The 16,831-nt window shown below is 72.4% G+C and carries 11 protein-coding genes, 2 rRNA genes and 1 pseudogene; 6 read left to right on the plus strand and 8 right to left on the minus strand.

Features of this window, described 5'->3' with window-relative positions; all coding sequences use genetic code 11:
- The 3 genes from HT134_RS15770 to HT134_RS15780 all read left to right on the plus strand — a co-directional run.
- Positions 1 to 128 (plus strand): 23S ribosomal RNA (locus HT134_RS15770); the annotation flags it as partial.
- Between the two features lie 82 nt (positions 129 to 210).
- Positions 211 to 327, plus strand: a 5S ribosomal RNA gene (rrf, locus tag HT134_RS15775).
- A gap of 370 nt (positions 328 to 697) precedes the next feature.
- Positions 698 to 2,374 carry a CocE/NonD family hydrolase gene (locus tag HT134_RS15780; protein ID WP_175601162.1) on the plus strand — a complete coding sequence of 559 codons (1,677 nt, stop codon included), beginning with the start codon at positions 698 to 700 and terminating at the stop codon, positions 2,372 to 2,374.
- Between the two features lie 202 nt (positions 2,375 to 2,576).
- Here HT134_RS15780 and helR read toward each other — a convergent pair whose 3' ends face one another.
- The 4 genes from helR to HT134_RS46980 all read right to left on the minus strand — a co-directional run bounded on the left by helR (position 2,577) and on the right by HT134_RS46980 (position 8,834).
- Entirely contained in the window at positions 2,577 to 4,727 is a 2,151-nt protein-coding gene (helR, locus tag HT134_RS15785) for an RNA polymerase recycling motor ATPase HelR (RefSeq protein WP_175601163.1), read from the minus strand.
- 193 nt (positions 4,728 to 4,920) lie between these two features.
- Positions 4,921 to 6,159 carry a glycosyltransferase gene (locus HT134_RS15790; RefSeq protein ID WP_175601164.1) on the minus strand — a complete coding sequence of 413 codons (1,239 nt, stop codon included), beginning with the start codon at positions 6,157 to 6,159 and terminating at the stop codon, positions 4,921 to 4,923.
- Between the two features lie 149 nt (positions 6,160 to 6,308).
- Positions 6,309 to 7,046 carry an SAM-dependent methyltransferase gene (locus HT134_RS15795; protein ID WP_175601165.1) on the minus strand — a complete coding sequence of 246 codons (738 nt, stop codon included), beginning with the start codon at positions 7,044 to 7,046 and terminating at the stop codon, positions 6,309 to 6,311.
- Between the two features lie 57 nt (positions 7,047 to 7,103).
- Positions 7,104 to 8,834 carry a hypothetical protein gene (locus HT134_RS46980; protein WP_175601161.1) on the minus strand — a complete coding sequence of 577 codons (1,731 nt, stop codon included), beginning with the start codon at positions 8,832 to 8,834 and terminating at the stop codon, positions 7,104 to 7,106.
- Between HT134_RS46980 and HT134_RS15805 the strand changes: the two genes are divergently transcribed.
- Positions 8,778 to 9,875 (plus strand): hypothetical protein, encoded by a 1,098-nt coding sequence (locus tag HT134_RS15805; protein WP_217707953.1) that lies wholly within the window; start codon positions 8,778 to 8,780, stop codon positions 9,873 to 9,875. The two genes, HT134_RS46980 and HT134_RS15805, sit on opposite strands and share 57 nt — an antisense overlap.
- 149 nt (positions 9,876 to 10,024) lie before the next feature.
- Here HT134_RS15805 and HT134_RS15810 read toward each other — a convergent pair whose 3' ends face one another.
- The 3 genes and pseudogenes from HT134_RS15810 to HT134_RS47645 form a co-directional block, all read right to left on the minus strand.
- Positions 10,025 to 10,951, minus strand: coding sequence for an MBL fold metallo-hydrolase (locus HT134_RS15810; protein WP_175601166.1), 927 nt, complete (start codon positions 10,949 to 10,951; stop codon positions 10,025 to 10,027).
- A 1,147-nt stretch (positions 10,952 to 12,098) separates the two neighbouring features.
- Positions 12,099 to 13,589 (minus strand): DUF1015 family protein, encoded by a 1,491-nt coding sequence (locus HT134_RS45640; RefSeq protein ID WP_312888218.1) that lies wholly within the window; start codon positions 13,587 to 13,589, stop codon positions 12,099 to 12,101.
- A 501-nt stretch (positions 13,590 to 14,090) separates the two neighbouring features.
- Positions 14,091 to 14,282 (minus strand): annotated as a pseudogene (locus HT134_RS47645) (DUF1015 family protein); the annotation flags it as partial.
- A gap of 111 nt (positions 14,283 to 14,393) precedes the next feature.
- Here HT134_RS47645 and HT134_RS15830 point away from each other — a divergent pair.
- The gene (locus tag HT134_RS15830) at positions 14,394 to 14,816 is read left to right on the plus strand and encodes a tetratricopeptide repeat protein (RefSeq protein ID WP_175601167.1); all 423 of its coding nucleotides are present in this window, start codon (positions 14,394 to 14,396) and stop codon (positions 14,814 to 14,816) included.
- Between the two features lie 416 nt (positions 14,817 to 15,232).
- Complete coding sequence (locus tag HT134_RS15835) at positions 15,233 to 16,204, plus strand: HAD-IIA family hydrolase (protein ID WP_175601168.1); 972 nt, start codon at positions 15,233 to 15,235, stop codon at positions 16,202 to 16,204.
- Between the two features lie 227 nt (positions 16,205 to 16,431).
- Here the strand turns inward: HT134_RS15835 and HT134_RS15840 are convergent, their stop codons facing one another.
- The gene (locus HT134_RS15840; RefSeq protein WP_175601169.1) at positions 16,432 to 16,776 is read right to left on the minus strand and encodes an SCP2 sterol-binding domain-containing protein; all 345 of its coding nucleotides are present in this window, start codon (positions 16,774 to 16,776) and stop codon (positions 16,432 to 16,434) included.
- Positions 16,777 to 16,831 lie beyond the last annotated feature (55 nt).

A 16,831-nucleotide genomic window follows, 5' to 3' on the forward strand; every position in this document is an offset into this window, starting at 1 on the left:
CTTGAGATGAGGTCTCCCACCCTGTGAGGGGGTAAGGCTCCCGGTAGACGACCGGGTTGATAGGCCGGAGGTGGAAGCGCGGTAACGTGTGGAGCTGACCGGTACTAATAGGCCGAGGACTTGACCACAAAGCAGACTTTTTGAAGTGTTTTGCTCGCGTCCACTAGGCAATTCTGAGACAGCAAGCGGTGCTTGTGTGTTTCGGAGGGTTACGGCGGTTATGGCGGGAAGGAAACACCCGGTTACATTCCGAACCCGGAAGTTAAGCTTCCCAGCGCCGATGGTACTGCACTCGGGAGGGTGTGGGAGAGTAGGTCACCGCCGGACAATCTTTTGAGAAGGGGTTCATGCGGGCCTGGCTTGATGCCGGGTTCGTGTGGGCCCCTTCTCGCATGTCCGGGATCGGTATCGCATGCCGGATCGAGGCATCCAGCGTCGGGCACCGCTTCGACGTCGGAGCCGGTAGCGCACGGCCGCGGTCGTACGCCCGCTCTCGCTGGCCAGAGGGTCGCGAACACCCGGACGGTGAGACGGGGGAAGCCGGCGTCGGCGAGAGTGGAGGCGAACCGCTCGATGAAGCCGCCGATCTCGTCGATCTCGTCTTTGCGCACGGAGCGGCTCTTCTTCGGGCTGTGTTGCGACGAGCCTGTTTCTGCTGAATCGTAGATCGGGCGCCTGTTGTGGGCGGAGGAGAGAGATGCTCCAGCGTGCGAAGGATCGGACGTTCTGGCAACGGCTCGCCGACCAGCAGTGGACGAAGTACGCCCGGCTTCCGGCTCCGACGAGCGACTACACGGTGACCCGCGACGCACGGATCCCGATGAGGGACCGCGTCGACCTGCTCGCCGATCTCTACGAGCCGAAGGGACCGGTGTCGGGAACGATCCTCGTCACCTCGCCCTACGGCTACAACGTGATCGGCGCGGCGATGACCGGCGGAGTGTTCGCCTGCCGTGGCTATCGGGTCGTGCTGGTCCGGTGCCGGGGGACGTTCGGATCGGGGGGAACGTTCGAACCGCACATGCGGGACGTCGACGATGCGGCTGACATCGTCGCTTGGATGCGCGAGCAGCCATGGTTCGATGGGCGCTTCGCCGCGCACGGCTATTCGTCTGTCGGCTTCGCCGTGTGGGCGTCGCTGATGGATCCGCCTCCAGAGCTGGTGACCGCGGTCATCGCGTGCGCGCCGTACGACTTCGGCGCCTTCGTCTACACCGGCGGGGCGTTCCAGCTCAGCACGATGTTCGAATGGTCGTTCGTCACGAGCAGGCAGGAGGAGCCGCTCCTGCCTCGCATCCTCGGGGTGCTCTCGTCCCGGGGCCGCGTCCGGGAGGCGCTGGCGGCCCTTCCGTTGACCGACGCCGCCGACAAGCTGATGGACGGGAAGGCGCCCTGGTACCGCGAGTGGGTCAGCCGGCGGGATCTCGGCGACCCATGGTGGCAGCGCGCCGACCTGACCGACGCGCTGGAACGGGTGCACGTCCCCGTGCTGCTGCAGGGTGGCTGGCAGGACGGCTTCCTCCGCCAGACACTGGCCGGGTACGCGCGGCTGGCCGGTCGCGGCGTCGATGTCGGGCTCACCATGGGCCCGTGGACGCATGCCCAGGGCGGCGCCGCGGGCGCCCGGGTGCTGCTTCCCGAAGCTCTCGCCTGGTTCGACGAGCACCTGGCCGGGTCGGGCGACCGGCGTCGCGCCATGCCGGTCAAGGTGTTCGTCAGCGGCCCCGGCGAGGGGTGGCGCGACCTTCCGGCCTGGCCGCCGGCGACGGTTGACCAGGTCTTCCATCCACGCTCCGGCAAGACCCTGGCCGCACAACCGGCCCAGCCGGGCGAAGTCGGCGAGTTCACCTACGACCCGGCGAACCCGACCCCCACCTACGGCGGCGCCTTCGTCACCCAGCTCTCCCCGGGAGTATCCGCCGGCTACACCGACGACAGCGCGCTCGCCTCGCGTCCCGACGTGCTGACCTTCACCTCGGACCCGTTGACCGCACAGCTCGCGGTCATCGGCAGCCCCGTCGTGGAGGTCGGGCACGGCTCCGACAACCCCTTCGCCGACCTGTTCCTCCGCCTGTCGGAAGTCGACGCCGACGGCCGCTCACGCAACGTCAGCGACGGATACGTCCGGCTCGACCCTTCCCGACCCACGGGCGTGGTCCGGCTGGAGCTCGACCCGGTCGCCCACTGCTTCGCGCCGGGCAACCGTCTGCGGCTGATCATCGCCGGCGGATCGCATCCCCGCTGGGAACGCAACCTCGGAACAGGCGACGACCCAGCCACCTCGACCAGGATGCAACCGTCACACCGGACGATCGACCTCTCGACCACGCGGGTTCTCGTTCCGGTCGCCCATCCAGGACATGACGCGGGGTGAACCCACGTCAGCCGGCCGATCCGCCCTTCCACAACGCCCTTCTGACGCGGTGATCAGCCCGGTCACGGCGCACGGGAAGCACGCCGCACTTGTCGCCCGGCCCGGTGATGAAGCCAAGGAGGCCGGCGTCCCCGCGTACCGTTGAGCGAGGGAGTGATGCCGGCGGCCCGCCCGGACACCGCTCCCTCGGCGACGGAGGACGTCAGGAGCTCGTGAGGATGACGAGCCGCTGGGTCGCCCTGGTCATCGCGACATAGCGGTCCACCGCCCCCTCGACGCCCTCCCCGAACCTCTCCGGGTCGACGAGGACCACCAGGTCGAACTCGAGCCCCTTCGACAGCTCCGGAGCCAGCGACCGTACGCGGGAGGTCTCCTCGAACGTCGGATCGCCGATGACGCAGGCGGTGCCCTCGGCGTTCGCGGTGAGCCAGGCGTCGAGGATCGAGCTCAGCTCCGCGACCGGCCCGTGGACGACCGGGACGCCGCTGCTGCGGATCGAGGTCGGGACGTTGGCGTCCGGGAGCGCGGCCCGGATGACTGGCTCCGCCTCCGTCATGATCTCTTCCGGCGTCCGGTAGTTGATGCTCAGGGAGGCCAGGGTGATCCGGTCGAGCCCGACCCGCTCCAGCCGTTCCTGCCACGACTCCGTGAACCCGTGCCTGGCCTGCGCCCGATCGCCGACGATGGTGAAGCTGCGGGACGGGCACCGCAGCAGCAGCATCTGCCACTCCGCGTCCGTCAGCTCCTGCGCCTCGTCCACGACGACGTGCGCGAACGGCCCGGCGAGCCGGTCCAGGTCGAGGGCGGGCAGCTCGGACTCGTCGACCAGGTTGCGCTGGAGGTCGGCGCGGCGCAGCTGCGTCACCAGGCCCTCGCCGTCGTCATCGGCCTCGATCAGGTTGTCGACGACCTGGGCCATGCGTTCGCGCTGCGCGGCCAGGGCCGCTTCCCGCCGTCGCTTGCGCCGTGACGTCTCCGGGTCGCCGAGGCGCTGCCGCGCCGCGTCCAGGAGCGGCAGGTCGGAGAGGGTCCACGCCTGGGCCTCCTCGCGCTGGAGCTTGCGTACCTCGTCGGGACTGAGCCAGGGGGCGCACATCCGCAGATAGGCGGGTACGGTCCACAGGTCTCCCACCAGGTCGGCCGCCTCGATCAGCGGCCAGGCCCGGTTGAACGCCGTCAGCAGCTCCCGGTCCCGCAGCAGCGACCGGCGGAGCAGGTCGGGCGCGACGTCCTCGTCGTCGTGCTTGTCCGCCAGGATCCTGAGCAGTTCCTCCCAGATGAGGTCGCGCGCGTCGTTGTGCGCGATGCCGGGCTCCGCCGCGTCGAACGCCTCCGCCCAGTCGTCGGGGCTCAGCCAGACGTCGGACCAGGGCGTCGTGACCGTCATCCCCTGGGTGGGCGGGTTCTCGTAGAACCTGACGGCCGGCTCGATCGCCTTCACCATGTCCGCCGACGCCTTCAGGCGGGCCACCTCCGGGTCGGTCTCGGCCGCCGCCGCGGCTCCCTCGGCGACGAGGTCCCGCAGGGTGCAGGTCTGCACGCCCTCCTCGCCGAGGCTAGGCAGGACGTCGGCGACGTACGCCAGGTAGGGCTGATGCGGGCCGACGAACAGCACGTCGCCCCGCCGGTGGCCGAGACGGGGGTCGGAGTACAGGAGGTAGGCGGAGCGGTGCAGGGCGACGACGGTCTTGCCCGTGCCCGGGCCGCCGTCGACGACGAGGGCGCCGGCGGATCCCGCGCGGATGATGGCGTCCTGGTCGGCCTGGATGGTGCCGAGGACGTCGCGCATCCGCGGCGACCGGCTGCTGCCGAGGCTGGCGATGAAGGCGGACTGGTCGTCGAGCGCGGCGTGCCCGGCCAGCCCCTCCGAGGTGAACACCTCGTCCCAGTAGTCGCTGACCCGGCCGCGGGTCCAGCGGTACCTGCGGCGGCTCGCCAGGCCCATCGGGTTGGCGTGGGTGGCCCCGAAGAACGGCTCGGCCGCGGGGGAACGCCAGTCGAGCAGCAGCCGGCGGCCCTCGCCGTCGGTGAGGCCGAGCCGACCGATGTACGCGGGTTCGTGGCCGTCCACGCTCACCATGTGCCCGAGGCACAGGTCCAGGCCGTAGCGGCGGAGCGTGCGCAGGCGAGCGGCGAGCCGGTGGATCTCCAGGTCGCGGTCCAGCGCCGCCCGGCCTTTCCCGCCGGGCGCCCTGCGCGCGGCGTCGAGCCGCTCGGACAGGTCGGCGATCGCCTGATCGAGGCTGCGCGCGATGGCCGCGAAGTGCTGCTCGTCGCCGCCGATCAGCGCCGGGTCGGCCTTGGCGGCGAGGTGGTCGGGAAGGTCAAACGCGCTGGTGGTCAGCGGGTTCACGGGAGATTCAGCTCCGATCTGAGGGCGCTTGCGTCTGGCTCGGTGAAACACGCGCCCGGCTGGGCGAAACACGCGCCCGGCTGGGCAGGACACGTGCCCGGCTGGGCAGGACACGCGTCTGGCGCGGCGGGACATGCGTCTGGTTGGGCGGGAGCGGCGCGCGAGTGGTGCGACCGCGACGATCCGGTGTGGTTCAGGCGGAGACGGGCGGCCTTTCCCGGCTGACCGTGTCGAGCAGCAGCCGGGCGGCCACCGTCGCTCCGTCGGTGCGGACCGCGCCCGCCACGGCGGCCGCCCGGGCGCGGGTCCCGGGGGCCAGGGCGGTCGCCAGCGCGGCCGACAGGGACTCGAAGGTCGGCGCCGGCCCGTCGTGCGCCGCGCCGATGCCCAGCTCGGCCACCCGGCCGGCCCAGTACGGCTGGTCCGCCAGCTGGGGCACCACCACCTGAGGCGCGCCGGCCCGCGCGGCCGTCGTCGTCGTGCCCGCCCCGCCGTGATGCACGACGGCCGCCACCCGGCCGAACAGCTCCTGCTGGTTGACCTCGCCGACGACGAAGCAGTCGTCCCGGTCGTCGATCCGGCCGAGGCTGGCCCAGCCGCGGGCCAGGACCGCGCGGCGGCCCTGCGCGCGGACCGCCTCGACCGCGACCTGGGCGACGTCCGTCGACCCGCGCATGGGCATGCTGCCGAACCCCACGTACACCGGAGGCGCGCCCGCCTCCAGGAACGCCGTCAGCTCGGCCGGGAGCGGGCGTTCGTCCGGCAGGATCCACGCGCCGGTCTGCACGACGTCGAGATCTGGCGAGCCGAGCCACGGGTCCAGGACGGGGTCCGTCGCCAGCCACGGCCGGTCGCCGATGACGTGGTCGCGGACGTCGTCCACCGGAGGCAGGCCGATCGAGGCCCGGTTGCTGTTCAGCGCCTCACCGAACAGGGCGTTGACGCTCTGGGCGTCCAGGTCCCACAGCACCCGGCTGTCCGTCACCTCCGGCGGGAGCGGCCGGCCCGGATACGCCAGCGGCCGGTGGTGCGGCGACGGCAGCGTGAGCTGCTGGAACGTGACGGACACGGACGGGATGCCCAGCTTCTCGGCCACCGACCGGGCGCCGGCCGCGGCCGGCATCATGCCGGTCACCACCATCGCGTCGCACCCCTCGGCCGCCGGCATGACCGCGTCCAGCTGGCCGGCGATCACCTCGGCCGCGCGCCGGGGCAGGTCCGCCGGCGCCGACGGCGCGGAGGTCGTCAGCGCGCGCGCCGACCGGCCGACCGGCACCATCGGCACGCCTACGCCGGCGAGCCGCCGCGCGAACTCCTCGTCGGGCGGCGCGCACACCCGCACCTCCGCGCCGAGCTCCCGCAGCCGCACCGCGAGTCCCGCCACCGGCTCGACGTCCCCGCGCGACCCGTACGTCGACAACAGCACTCGCACTTCGCATCCCCATTTCCGCAGGCTGTGGCCTCACCATTCGGCCTCGGCGGACGATTCTGGGGGATGACCGGGGTCTTGCCGCAAGCCCCCCGGTGCGCTATACGTTGAGAGTGGAAAGGAGCGGGTACTTCCCCTTTCCCGCGCTCCCCCTACCGCCGGGCCACGAAGACGCCCCATCCCAGGTACTGCCGGCCGTACTCCAGATGCGTCCGGCGTGACTTGTCGAGAAAGTCGCGGATGGCGGAGGCGTCCGGGTCGTCCGGGTTCGCCCGCAGCCAGTCACTCAGCGTCCACCACTGGCTGGCCACGTACCGGTCCCAGCTGTCCGGGTCGGACAGCACCATCTCCACCAGCTCGAAACCGGACGCCTCCAGCCGCTGCGCCGTGCCGGCCAGCGAGGTGAAGGCGTCCTCGGGGATCTCCAGCGCCTCGCACGCCTCCACGGGTGGCGGCGCCAGCCAGAAGCACTCGCCCACCAGCACGATCCCGCCCGGCCGCAGCGGGCGGCGCATGAGCTCCAGGGTGCCCTGCAGCCCGCCGCCGATCCACGTCGCGCCGATGCAGGACACGATGTCGTACGACTCGGGTTCGTCCGTGTACGTGCCGGCGTCGGCCTCGACGAAACGTACCTGGTCACCGACCCCGAGGTCGGCGGCGCGCTCCCTGGCGGCCTCCAGGAACACCGAGCTGACGTCCACGCCCACCCCGTGCAACCCGTAGCGGGAGGCCCAGCGACTGAGCATCTCGCCCTTGCCGCAGGCCAGATCGAGCTGCCGCGTGCCGTGACTGATGCGGCAGATCTCGCCCAGAAGGTTGAGCTTGTCGGGGCTGAGGGGGTTCAGGATGCGGTGACGCGACTCGGCGATCTCATGGAAGCGAAGTGACATGGCTGGCAGTCTTCACGAAAACGGCAAAGTGGGCGACCGGATTCACTCCTCGTCGAGTCACGTGGACGTTCGGCGGCTTGCTAGGCTGGAGCGAGCGGGCCACCCCCACGGGTGGCCTTCGTCGCGTAAGGCCCGAGGGCGGGCGGCGGCGAGCCACGGCGGCCGCCATGTGCGATGCGGGTCCGCTGAGTGATCCAACGAAATGGACCAGAAGTGAACAGAGACAACGGACCCGACAGCGGACAGCGCGGGGGCGGCGAATACGGGGAGAGGCGTACGTACGGTAGCAGCAGAGGCGGCGGCTACGGCTCCCGGGGCAGTGACCAGGGGGGCTCGCGAGGCGACCGCCCGTACCGTTCCGACCAGCGCTCCGGCTCCGACCAGCGCTCCGGCGGCCGCGACGACCGGGGGCCGCGCCGCGACGGCGACGACCGCCGCTCCTCCCAGGACCGCGGCGGCGACCGGCCCGTGTACCGGAGCCGCGACGACTTCGACGACCGCGGCTGGCGCCGCGAGGGCGGGTTCCAGGGCGACCGTGGGCCGCGTCGTGAGGGCGGCTTCCAGGGCGACCGTGGGCCGCGTCGTGAGGGCGGCTTCCAGGATGATCGGGGTCCGCGTCGTGAGGGCGGGTTCCGTGACGACCGCGGGCCACGCCGTGATGACGACCGTCGTCCGTTCCGCGACCGCGACGATCGTGGTCCTCGGGGCGAGGGCGGGTTCCGGGGTGACCGTGGGCCGCGTCGTGAGGGTGGCTACGGCGGCGAGCGTCGTTCGTTCGGTGACCGTGATGATCGTGGGCCGCGTCGTGAGGGCGGGTACGGCGGCGAGCGCCGTCCGTACCGTGATCGCGACGACCGCGGGCCGCGTCGCGAGGGTGGCTACGGTGACCGTGGGCCGCGCCGCGAAGGCGGGTTCCAGGGTGACCGTGGGCCGCGTCGTGAGGGTGGCTACGGCGGCGAGCGTCGTTCGTTCGGTGACCGTGATGATCGTGGGCCGCGTCGTGAGGGCGGGTACGGCGGCGAACGCCGTCCGTACCGTGACCGCGACGACCGCGGGCCGCGCCGTGAAGGTGGCTTCCAGGGTGACCGTGGGCCGCGTCGTGAGGGCGGGTTCCAGGGTGATCGGGGCCCGCGCCGTGAGGGCGGGTTCCAGGGTGACCGCGGTCCGCGTCGCGAGGGTGGGTTCCGTGACGACCGCGGGCCGCGCCGTGATGACGACCGTCGTTCGTTCCGCGACCGTGACGACCGGGGTCCCCGCCGTGAGGGCGGGTACGCCGATCGGGGCCCGCGCCGCGACGACGAGCGCCGCCCGTTCCGCGACCGCGACGACCGCGGGCCGCGCCGTGAGGGCGGGTTCCAGGGCGATCGGGGTCCGCGTCGCGAGGGTGGGTTCCAGGGTGACCGGGGTCCGCGTCGCGAGGGTGGCCACGGCGATCGGGGCCCGCGTCGTGAGGGCGGGTTCCGTGACGACCGCGGGCCGCGCCGTGATGACGACCGTCGCTCGTTCCGCGACCGCGACGACCGGGGACCGCGCCGTGACGGCGGCTACCGCGACGGCGGCGCCCGCCCGTTCTCCCGCGACCGTGACGGCGAAGGCGGCGGCAACCGTGACGACCGTCCGGGCGCCGGCACCCGCGCCAGGTACGGCAGGGCGGACCGCGAGGACGCCCCTCAGCGCGAGCGGCTGCCCGAGATCGCCCCGGACGTCACCGCCGACGAGCTCGACAAGGAGGTGCGCGAGGAGCTGCGCTCCCTGCCCGGTGATCTGGCCGAGCTGGTGGGCAGGCACCTCGTGGCCGCCGAGCGGGCCCTGGAGGAGGACGACCCCGACCGGGCGCACGAGCACACCAAGGTGGCGCGCCGCTTCGCCGCCCGCATCGGCGTGGTCCGGGAGGCGGCGGGCATCGTCGCCTACCGCGCCGGCCACTACTCCGAGGCGCTCAGCGACCTGCGCGCCGCCCGGAGGATGACGGGCTCCGACGCGTACCTGCCGGTGATGGCCGACTGCGAGCGCGGCCTCGGCCGCCCGGAGCGCGCCCTCGACCTGGTCCGCTCTCCCGAGGCCGAGCGCCTCGACCGGCCCGAGCGCATCGAGCTGGCCATCGTCGAGTCGGGCGCCCGGCGCGACCTGGGCCAGAACGACGCCGCCGTCATCACGCTCCAGCGGCTTCCGGAACTGCGTGACCAGGACGTGAAGCCGTGGTCGGCGCGGCTGGCGTTCGCGTACGCCGACGCGCTGCTCGACGCCGGGCACCAGGAGGCGGCGACCGACTGGTTCGCGCGGGCGATGGCGTTCGACGGTGACGGCGAGACCGACGCCGCCGAGCGGTACGCCACGCTCACCGGGGCCGTCATCGACGACCTCGAAGAGGACTACGAGGACGGCGACGACCTCGACGTGCCGTTCGACGACGACATCGCCGTCGCGGCCACCGCGGGCGAGGCCGAGGACTCCGTCGACACCGAGGAGCCCTCCTCGGAGTCCGAGGAGCACGCCGAGGCCCTGGACGAGGACCTGGCTGAGGACCTGGACGAGGACGAGGTGTCCGAGGACGAGGTGCCCGAGGAGCAGCCGGTGCCGGACGAGGCCCCGCAGGGTGCGTCCGCTCCGGCGACCGCCGAGGCCGCCGACTCGGCCGGCCCCGGCAAGGGAGCCGACTCGGCCGAGGCAGCCGACTCGGCCGACTCCGCAGAGGCCGCGGCCCCGGCCGCCGCCGACGAGCAGAGCGACGTCCCGTCGGCGCCGGACATCAACCTGGCGTTCATCGAGCCCGACTTCGGCGACATCCTCGACGGATCCACTCAGGACAAGCCCAAGCGGGACGACTGACGCCTCGGCGCTCAGACGCGTGAGCAGACGGTACGGCCGGCACCATCAGGGGGTGCCGGCCGTACCGTCTGCGCGTTTTCCGGCTCATCCGGTGGCGCCGGGTGGGCTCAGGCGGACGGGGACGCCCGCCGGGCCGCACCCCCCGGTCGCTACGGGTTGACGCGGTTGAGCCAGTGCAGGATGCCCGCGACGTTGGACGGCGCCCCGCTCAGCAGCTCGAACTGCTCGGCCGCCTCGCCCTCCATCTCCAGCGCCGCATAGCGCTCCTTCGTCCGGTCGCGCACCATGGCGACGGCGTGGTCCAGGTCCATGCCCTCCGCGTGGGCCTGACGGGTCAGGTCCACCCAGATGCGCAGCTCTTCCGCGGAACGTTCGAGAGTGTCCTCGACGGCGTCGACCGGTCCGTAGTGGCTGAACAGCAGCCGTTGCGGACCGAGCGCCTTGAACAGGGCGATCGAGTTGAGCGCAGTGTCCAGGTCGAAGTCCGGCGGCGGCGTGGCGGGACGCAGGTCGCCGGTCTCGGGGAGGTAGACGCCGGCGGCGTCGCCGACGTAGAGGTCGCCGGTGCCGGAGTCGACGAGGCCGACGTGGTGTTTGGCATGGCCCGGCGAGTAGTGGCTGCTGAGGGTGCGGCCGTTGCCCAGGTCGACGGCGCCGGTGTCGCCGAGGGCGACGATGCGTTCCGTCTCGGTCGGCGACAGCTCGCCGAACAGCGTGTCGAGCTTGTCACCCCACACCATCCGGGCGCTGGCCATGAGACGGGACGGGTCGGCCAGATGCCTCGCGCCCTTCTCGTGGACGACGATCTGCGCGGAGGGGAAGAACTTCGCGATGTCGCCGACTCCGCCCGCGTGGTCGAGGTGGATGTGCGTGACCACCACGCTCGCCAGGTCGTCGGGTCCCACCCCGAGCGAGGCCAGGGCGTCGCGCACCACGGGCGCGGAGGTCGACGTCCCGGTCTCCACCAGGCAGGGCCGATCGGACAGGATCAGGTAGCCGGCCGTGATTCCCGAGTAACCGGCCATTTTCGTGTCGATCTCATAGACGTCGCCGCCAAGGGCGGTGATGTTGTCCACAGGAACTCCCGAGCAGCGGTCCGCTATCCCCAGAACGACATTCGAGCCGTCCTGGCCATGTCCACATCGTAGAGAGTGATCCCCGCCGGAGCATCGGATGGGAGGACGACAGTGGACCGCAACGAGGTCGTGCTGGCAGGGAGGGTGTCCGTGGCAGCCGAGGACAAGCCGCTGCCCAGCGGTGACACCTTGACGAGGTGGCGCCTGGCCGTGCGCAGGGATCGCCCGCACCCGAAGGGCGGCGTGATGACGGACAGCATCCCGTGCATCACGTTCGTCCCCGAGGTCGCGGCCGTCGTGCGTGACGCGGGGCCGGACGATCCGCTGGAGGTCAGAGGCGCGTTCAGGTGCCGCGTCTACGGCCCGCCGTCAGGGAAGACCTGGCGGTACGAGGTGGAGGTCTTCCGCGTCGAACCGGTCGGCGTCGATCAGGCGTCGCCTCCTCCCGGAGCGCGACGGCGCACGACCAGAGGACCGCGCACGCCCAAACCCTCGCCCGCCACCCCGCCTGGCGGCGGGGGCGCTCTGGGGCGCGCCTCCCTCGGGGAGGGCGCTCTTGCGGCGCCCGCCGCATCGCCTCGCCCGCCCGCGGAGTCGCCTCGTGCGGAGCCGCCTCACGTCGGGCCGCCTCACGTTGAGCCGCCTCGTGTCGGGCCGCCTCACGTCGGGCCGCCTCGCGTTGAGCCGCCTCGCGCCGAGACCGAGTCGCTCGTGGACGAGAAGGCTCATGAGCCCACCCCGAAGGACGATTCTTACGCTTCCCCACACATGTCGTCCGCGCCGAGCCGCCTCCAGGCAGTGCTCGACAGCTGTAGATCCGCGGGGAGAGGCGTGCTTTCACGTTCCAGCCGCTGAGGGCGTGAGCACCGCCGCTTCACGAGCGAAGAGCGTGCCGACGGGAGCGTTGGGGCGAGGCCGAGGTCGTGCGGGTGGACTGGTCGCGCCGCCGAGGTGCTGGCGCCAGGGATGTCGGCGCTCACCGAGGAGCGCCTGACGGTGGCCCAGCCCCATGGAGTGCCCCCGAACGGACGCAGCCTCGCGGGCGGGCCATCGAACAACCACAAACGCGGATGGAACCCGAAGGGCGGCAGGAGGGGGGAGGCGGCTCGGCCCTATGTAGGTGGATCTCGCTGGTCGGACGGGCGGCTCAGCCGGTGGCGAAGGTGCGCAGGACCAGGCCGGTTCGGGGCTTGGGGCCGAAGGAGGTGGACTTGCGGGGGACGCGCTCGCCGGACGCGGCGACCGCGAGCACCTCGGCGACGAGGAGCGGCTTGAGGATCACCGCTGTTCCCCCCGTCTGCACGGCCTGCTCCACCGCGGCATGGGCGTCGTGGTGGACGATCCGTACCGACTGCTCGTCGTCCCGCACGCCCCACACCTTGGGCATCAGGAACTCCGTCAGGATGGAGGTGTTCAGTGCGTTCCACCGGTCCGAACGGTCGGCGGGCATGGCGCGGGCCAGCTGCATCGGGTCGGGATCGGTCAGCAGATGGGCTCCGCCTTCACCGGCCACCAGGAACGCCAGACCGGGGGCAGCCTCCAGCGCGGCAAGGCCCTCGGCCAGATCGGGACACTCCTGGACCCGCCACGATCCCCTCGCCTTGGAGACCGCCTCAGCCAAGGGCAGCGCCGGGATGACCCGATGGATGGCCTTGAGGTCCGGCGGGTAGGCCGTGGCATCCACCAGCAACGCCAGGCCGAAGTCCCAGGGGCCGGAAGGCGGCCGTCCCGCCTCGGCCTGCCCCTCCACGTGTGTGCTCGCGGCGTTGTCCGCGGCGGCCTCATGAGTCTGCGGCGCGTCTGGCGAGGCGATCGGCGCGGATGAGTCGTCGGCGTCTGGCGCGCTGCCGTCGGGGCGGCTTGGGGTGGGTGGTGCGCTGCCGTCCGCGCGGGCTGGGGAGGGTGGCGCGCTGCCGTCGGGGCGGGCTGGGGTGGGTGGCGCGCTGCCGTCCGCGCGGTCTTGGGAGGCCTCCGGCGAGGGCTCCTCCGCGGACGCCAGCCGTGCCGGCGCGGCTTGCGGGGCGCTTGCCTGGGCGCGCGCCGTGTGCTCCTGGCGTTGCAGGACTCGGTACGTGGCGTACCGGTGATGGCCGTCCGCGATCAGGGCTTGGCGAGGGCGCAGATCGGCGTTGATCGCGGCGATCTCCGCCTCGTCGGTGATCGCCCACAGCCGGTGGGTCAGGCCGTCCTCGGTCCTGGCCACGACCAGAGGCTCACGCGTGGTGGCCACCTCGTCCACGAGACGCGTCGCCTGCCCGTGGTCCCCGTCGTACAGGAGGAAGATGGGTTCGAGGTTCGCCTGGGTGGTGCTCATGAGAGCGAGCCGGTCCGCCACCGGGCCGGGGAAGACGTGCTCGTGGGGCAGGATGACGCCCTGAGTCGGATCGGCGATGCCCACGTCACCGATGAGGCCGCGCTGCAGGACCGTGGGGCCGCTCTGCTCGTACACGTACAACGCGGGAAGCTCGTCCGTCACGAGGATGCCCGCGTCGAGCCAGGCGCGCAGGGTGTCGCGGGCCTCGGCGTAGCGTCTTCCGTCGATCCCGGGCACCTGCTGCGCGAAACCGCCCTCGTCCGGGCCACCCTGGTCTCGCGTGACGGGGCCGCCCTCGTCCGGGCCACCCTGGTCTCGCGTCACGAGGCTGCTCTCCGCGACTCTCTCGGCTGCGCCGCGCCCGCCTCGCGTCTCCGGGCCGGGCGCGTCCGGCGCCTCTGTCCCGCTCGTGGTGTGCCGTATTTGCGGGTTATCCGCTTGCGGGGCCTTTGCCGCCTCTGCGCCGCGTATTTGCGGGTTATCCGCTTGTGGTGCCTCTGGCCTGTCTGCGCCGACTGTCTGTGGGTTGTTCTCGTGTGGCCCCTCTGGCACGCCGCGTGCCTGCGGGCTGTTCGCGTGCGGTGCCTCCCGCAGGTTCGCGTCCGGCTCGCGTGCGCCGTTCACGTGCGGCGCCTCCGGGGCGTTCGGGGCTCGCGTGTCCGGGCTGCCCGCGTCTTGTCGGTCGGGTACCGGGGCTGCGTGCGGATGTCTCTCGGTCTCGTCGGCGGCTGCCCGGGTATCGGGGGCCGTTAGCGACCCGCTGGGTGCTGAGGCCGCCTCCGAGGCGCCTGAAGGGGTGCTGACCCGTACGGGTGGTGTGGTGGGGCGGGGAAGGATGAGGCGTACCACGTTGTTCGGATGAGAGTGCAGCAACGCTCGGACGTCGTCGTCCGAGATCAGGTCATACGGCGGGGAGGTGACCTTGGCGGGGTCGTCCACGGCGAAACGGACACCGCGGAAGGGACGCAGCACCAGCCCGTCGGGCACCGGCAGTTCAGGACTCCCCATATCGGGCATGCTCCCATCAACATCCGAGTCTTCCAGAAGCCGCCCCAGCACCCCCGCCGCGTCCGACTCCGTGGCGAGCCGAGCGGAGCCGTCGTCTGCCGATGAAGGAGGCCTCACGCAATGGTCCAAGGAAGAAACGTCCACGATGATTCCCCCGGCGCCCCCGAAGGTGACGTTTACGACTGGTACCAGCGTGGGGTGAAGCTGCTCAAGGACGGCAGCCCGGCCGCGGCGGCCGCGCTGCTGGAGCGGGCGGCCCTGGCCGAGCCCGACTCCCGCAGCATTCTGGAGGCGTTGGCGCGGGCGCAGTTCAACTCGCGGCAGTACGCGGAGGCTGCGGAGAGTTTCCGGCAGATCGTGGACGCCAACCCGGCTGAGGATTACGCCCATTTCGGGCTCGGGTTGTCGCTGTGGCGCACCGGTGACATCGAGGGCGCTCAAGAGCCGCTGGCCATCGCCGTGGCGATGCGCCCCGACGAGCGGCACTACGTGTCGGCGTTGAAGAGTGTTCGGGCGACATTGCGCGCCCGGCGGGAGATCTGACGGGCGAGGGCTGCAGGCGCGTCGCTTCCCCTCACGTTCACGGCCGTGTGAACCGGGAAGAGCGTCACCGTGCGGAGAGGCGTGCGGCCCCCACGGCGGCGGCCGGCCCGGCGGCCGGCCTGGGTGGTCGCGCGCCAAGGGTGAAGACGGCGGCGCTATTGTCTCGGTGATGGCGCCGACGTGTGGTCACACGCGGACGGCGTATGGCACACCCGCTCCGCGTAGGGCCGCCCGTCCCCAGCGTGCGGTCGCACGCGCACAGCGCGCGGCCACACGCGTCCCGTCAACCGTCGCACACGCCCCGTGTGCGGCCACACCCGCTCGGCGGGCGGCCACACCGCGCTCGCCGTGCGCACACCAGCGCTCGGCGTGCGGCACCAGCGCTCGGCGGGCCCACCGCGACCGAAAGGCGACCCGTGCTGATCGACGGCTACGACACCCTGCTGCTCGACCTCGACGGCGTGGTCTACCTCGGCAGCCACGCAGTCCCGGGCGCCCCCGAGGCGCTCGGGGAGGCGCGGGCCAGGGGCGTGCGGCTCGCGTACGTGACCAACAACGCCTCACGCACCCCCGCCGCCATCGCCGCCCACCTGCGTGAGCTGGGCGTGCCCGCCGTCGCCGACGACGTGGTGACGTCGGCGCAGGCCGCCGCGCGGCTGGTGTCGGAGCGGGTGCCCGCGGGCTCGAACGTGCTGGTCGTGGGCGGTTCCGGGCTGCGCATGGCCGTACGGGACCGGGGGCTCAGGCCGGTGACCACGGCGATGGACGCGCCCGCCGCCGTCGTGCAGGGCATCGCCCCCGGGCTGGCGTACGGGCTGCTGTCCGAGGGGGCCCTCGCCGTGCGGCAGGGCGCGCTGTTCGTGGCGTCCAACGGCGACAGCACCATGCCGACCGGCCGCGGCGAGCTGCCCGGCAACGGGGCGATGGTGCGGGTGATCGCCGCCGCCACGGGGGTCGAGCCGGTGTACGCGGGCAAGCCCGACCCGCCGCTGCACCGCGAGTCCATGATCCGTACCGGGGCCCAGCGGCCCCTGGTGGTGGGCGACCGGCTCGACACCGACATCGAGGGCGCCACCAACGCGGGCGTCGACAGCCTGCTCGTGCTCACCGGTGTGGCCACACCGCTCGACCTGCTCACGGCCGGACCGGAGCACCGGCCCACCTACGTCGCCGACGGGCTCGGCGCGCTGTCGCGACCGTACCCGGAGGTGCGGGACGGCGTCTGCGGAGGGTGGCGGGCCCGCTGGCAGGACGGCGCGCTGCGGCTGGAGGGCGACGGCAGTCCGATCGACGGTCTGCGCGCCGCCTGCGACGCCGTCTGGACGGCCGTGGGGGAGGGGCGGGCCGAGGAGGACGCGGTCAAGCACGCCCTCGACCGCCTCGGGTGAACGGCTTCGGCCCCCCGGTCACACCCCACAGTCTCCCGGCAACACAGCTCGCGGGACTACGGTCTCCCGGCGACGCCGCGTCAGAGCCCGTGAGACGTCGCGTCAGAGCCCGTGAGGCGTCGCGTCAGAGCCCGTGAGGCGTCGCGTCAAAGTCCGTGAGGCGTCGCGTCAGAGCCCGTCAAACGGCCGCCCGTCAAGCGTCGAAGCGCGGGCAAGCCCACCGTGCGTCAGAGGAGCCGCCGCAGGCGCAGCAGGTCGCCGAAGCTGGCGTCGACCTTCACCCGGCCGCCCAGCAGCGCGCGCGCCATGTCCAGCTCCCCCTCCACCAGCGCCACCAGGTCATCACTGCCGATCGTCAGCCGCACGTCGGTCCGGCCGTCCGCGGGCGGCTCCTCCACGAACGGGTCGAGCCCGTCGTGGTGCAGCCGCCCGTAGAAGGTCACGCCCAGGTCGGACACGCGGCAGCTCACCGTGCGCTCCACCACGTGCCGCGCGCGGTCCGCCGCGTCGATCTCGTCGAACTGGGCGACGAGCTTGACCAGTGCCGCCCGGCACTCCTCGACGCTTGCCATGGTGTCCACCCTTTCGTTCACCTTTACGGACGCCTGACCTTCACCGACGTAGCGT

This window comes from Nonomuraea rhodomycinica (assembly GCF_013363995.1).
In the GTDB taxonomy this organism is placed as follows: Bacteria; Actinomycetota; Actinomycetes; order Streptosporangiales; family Streptosporangiaceae; genus Nonomuraea; species Nonomuraea rhodomycinica.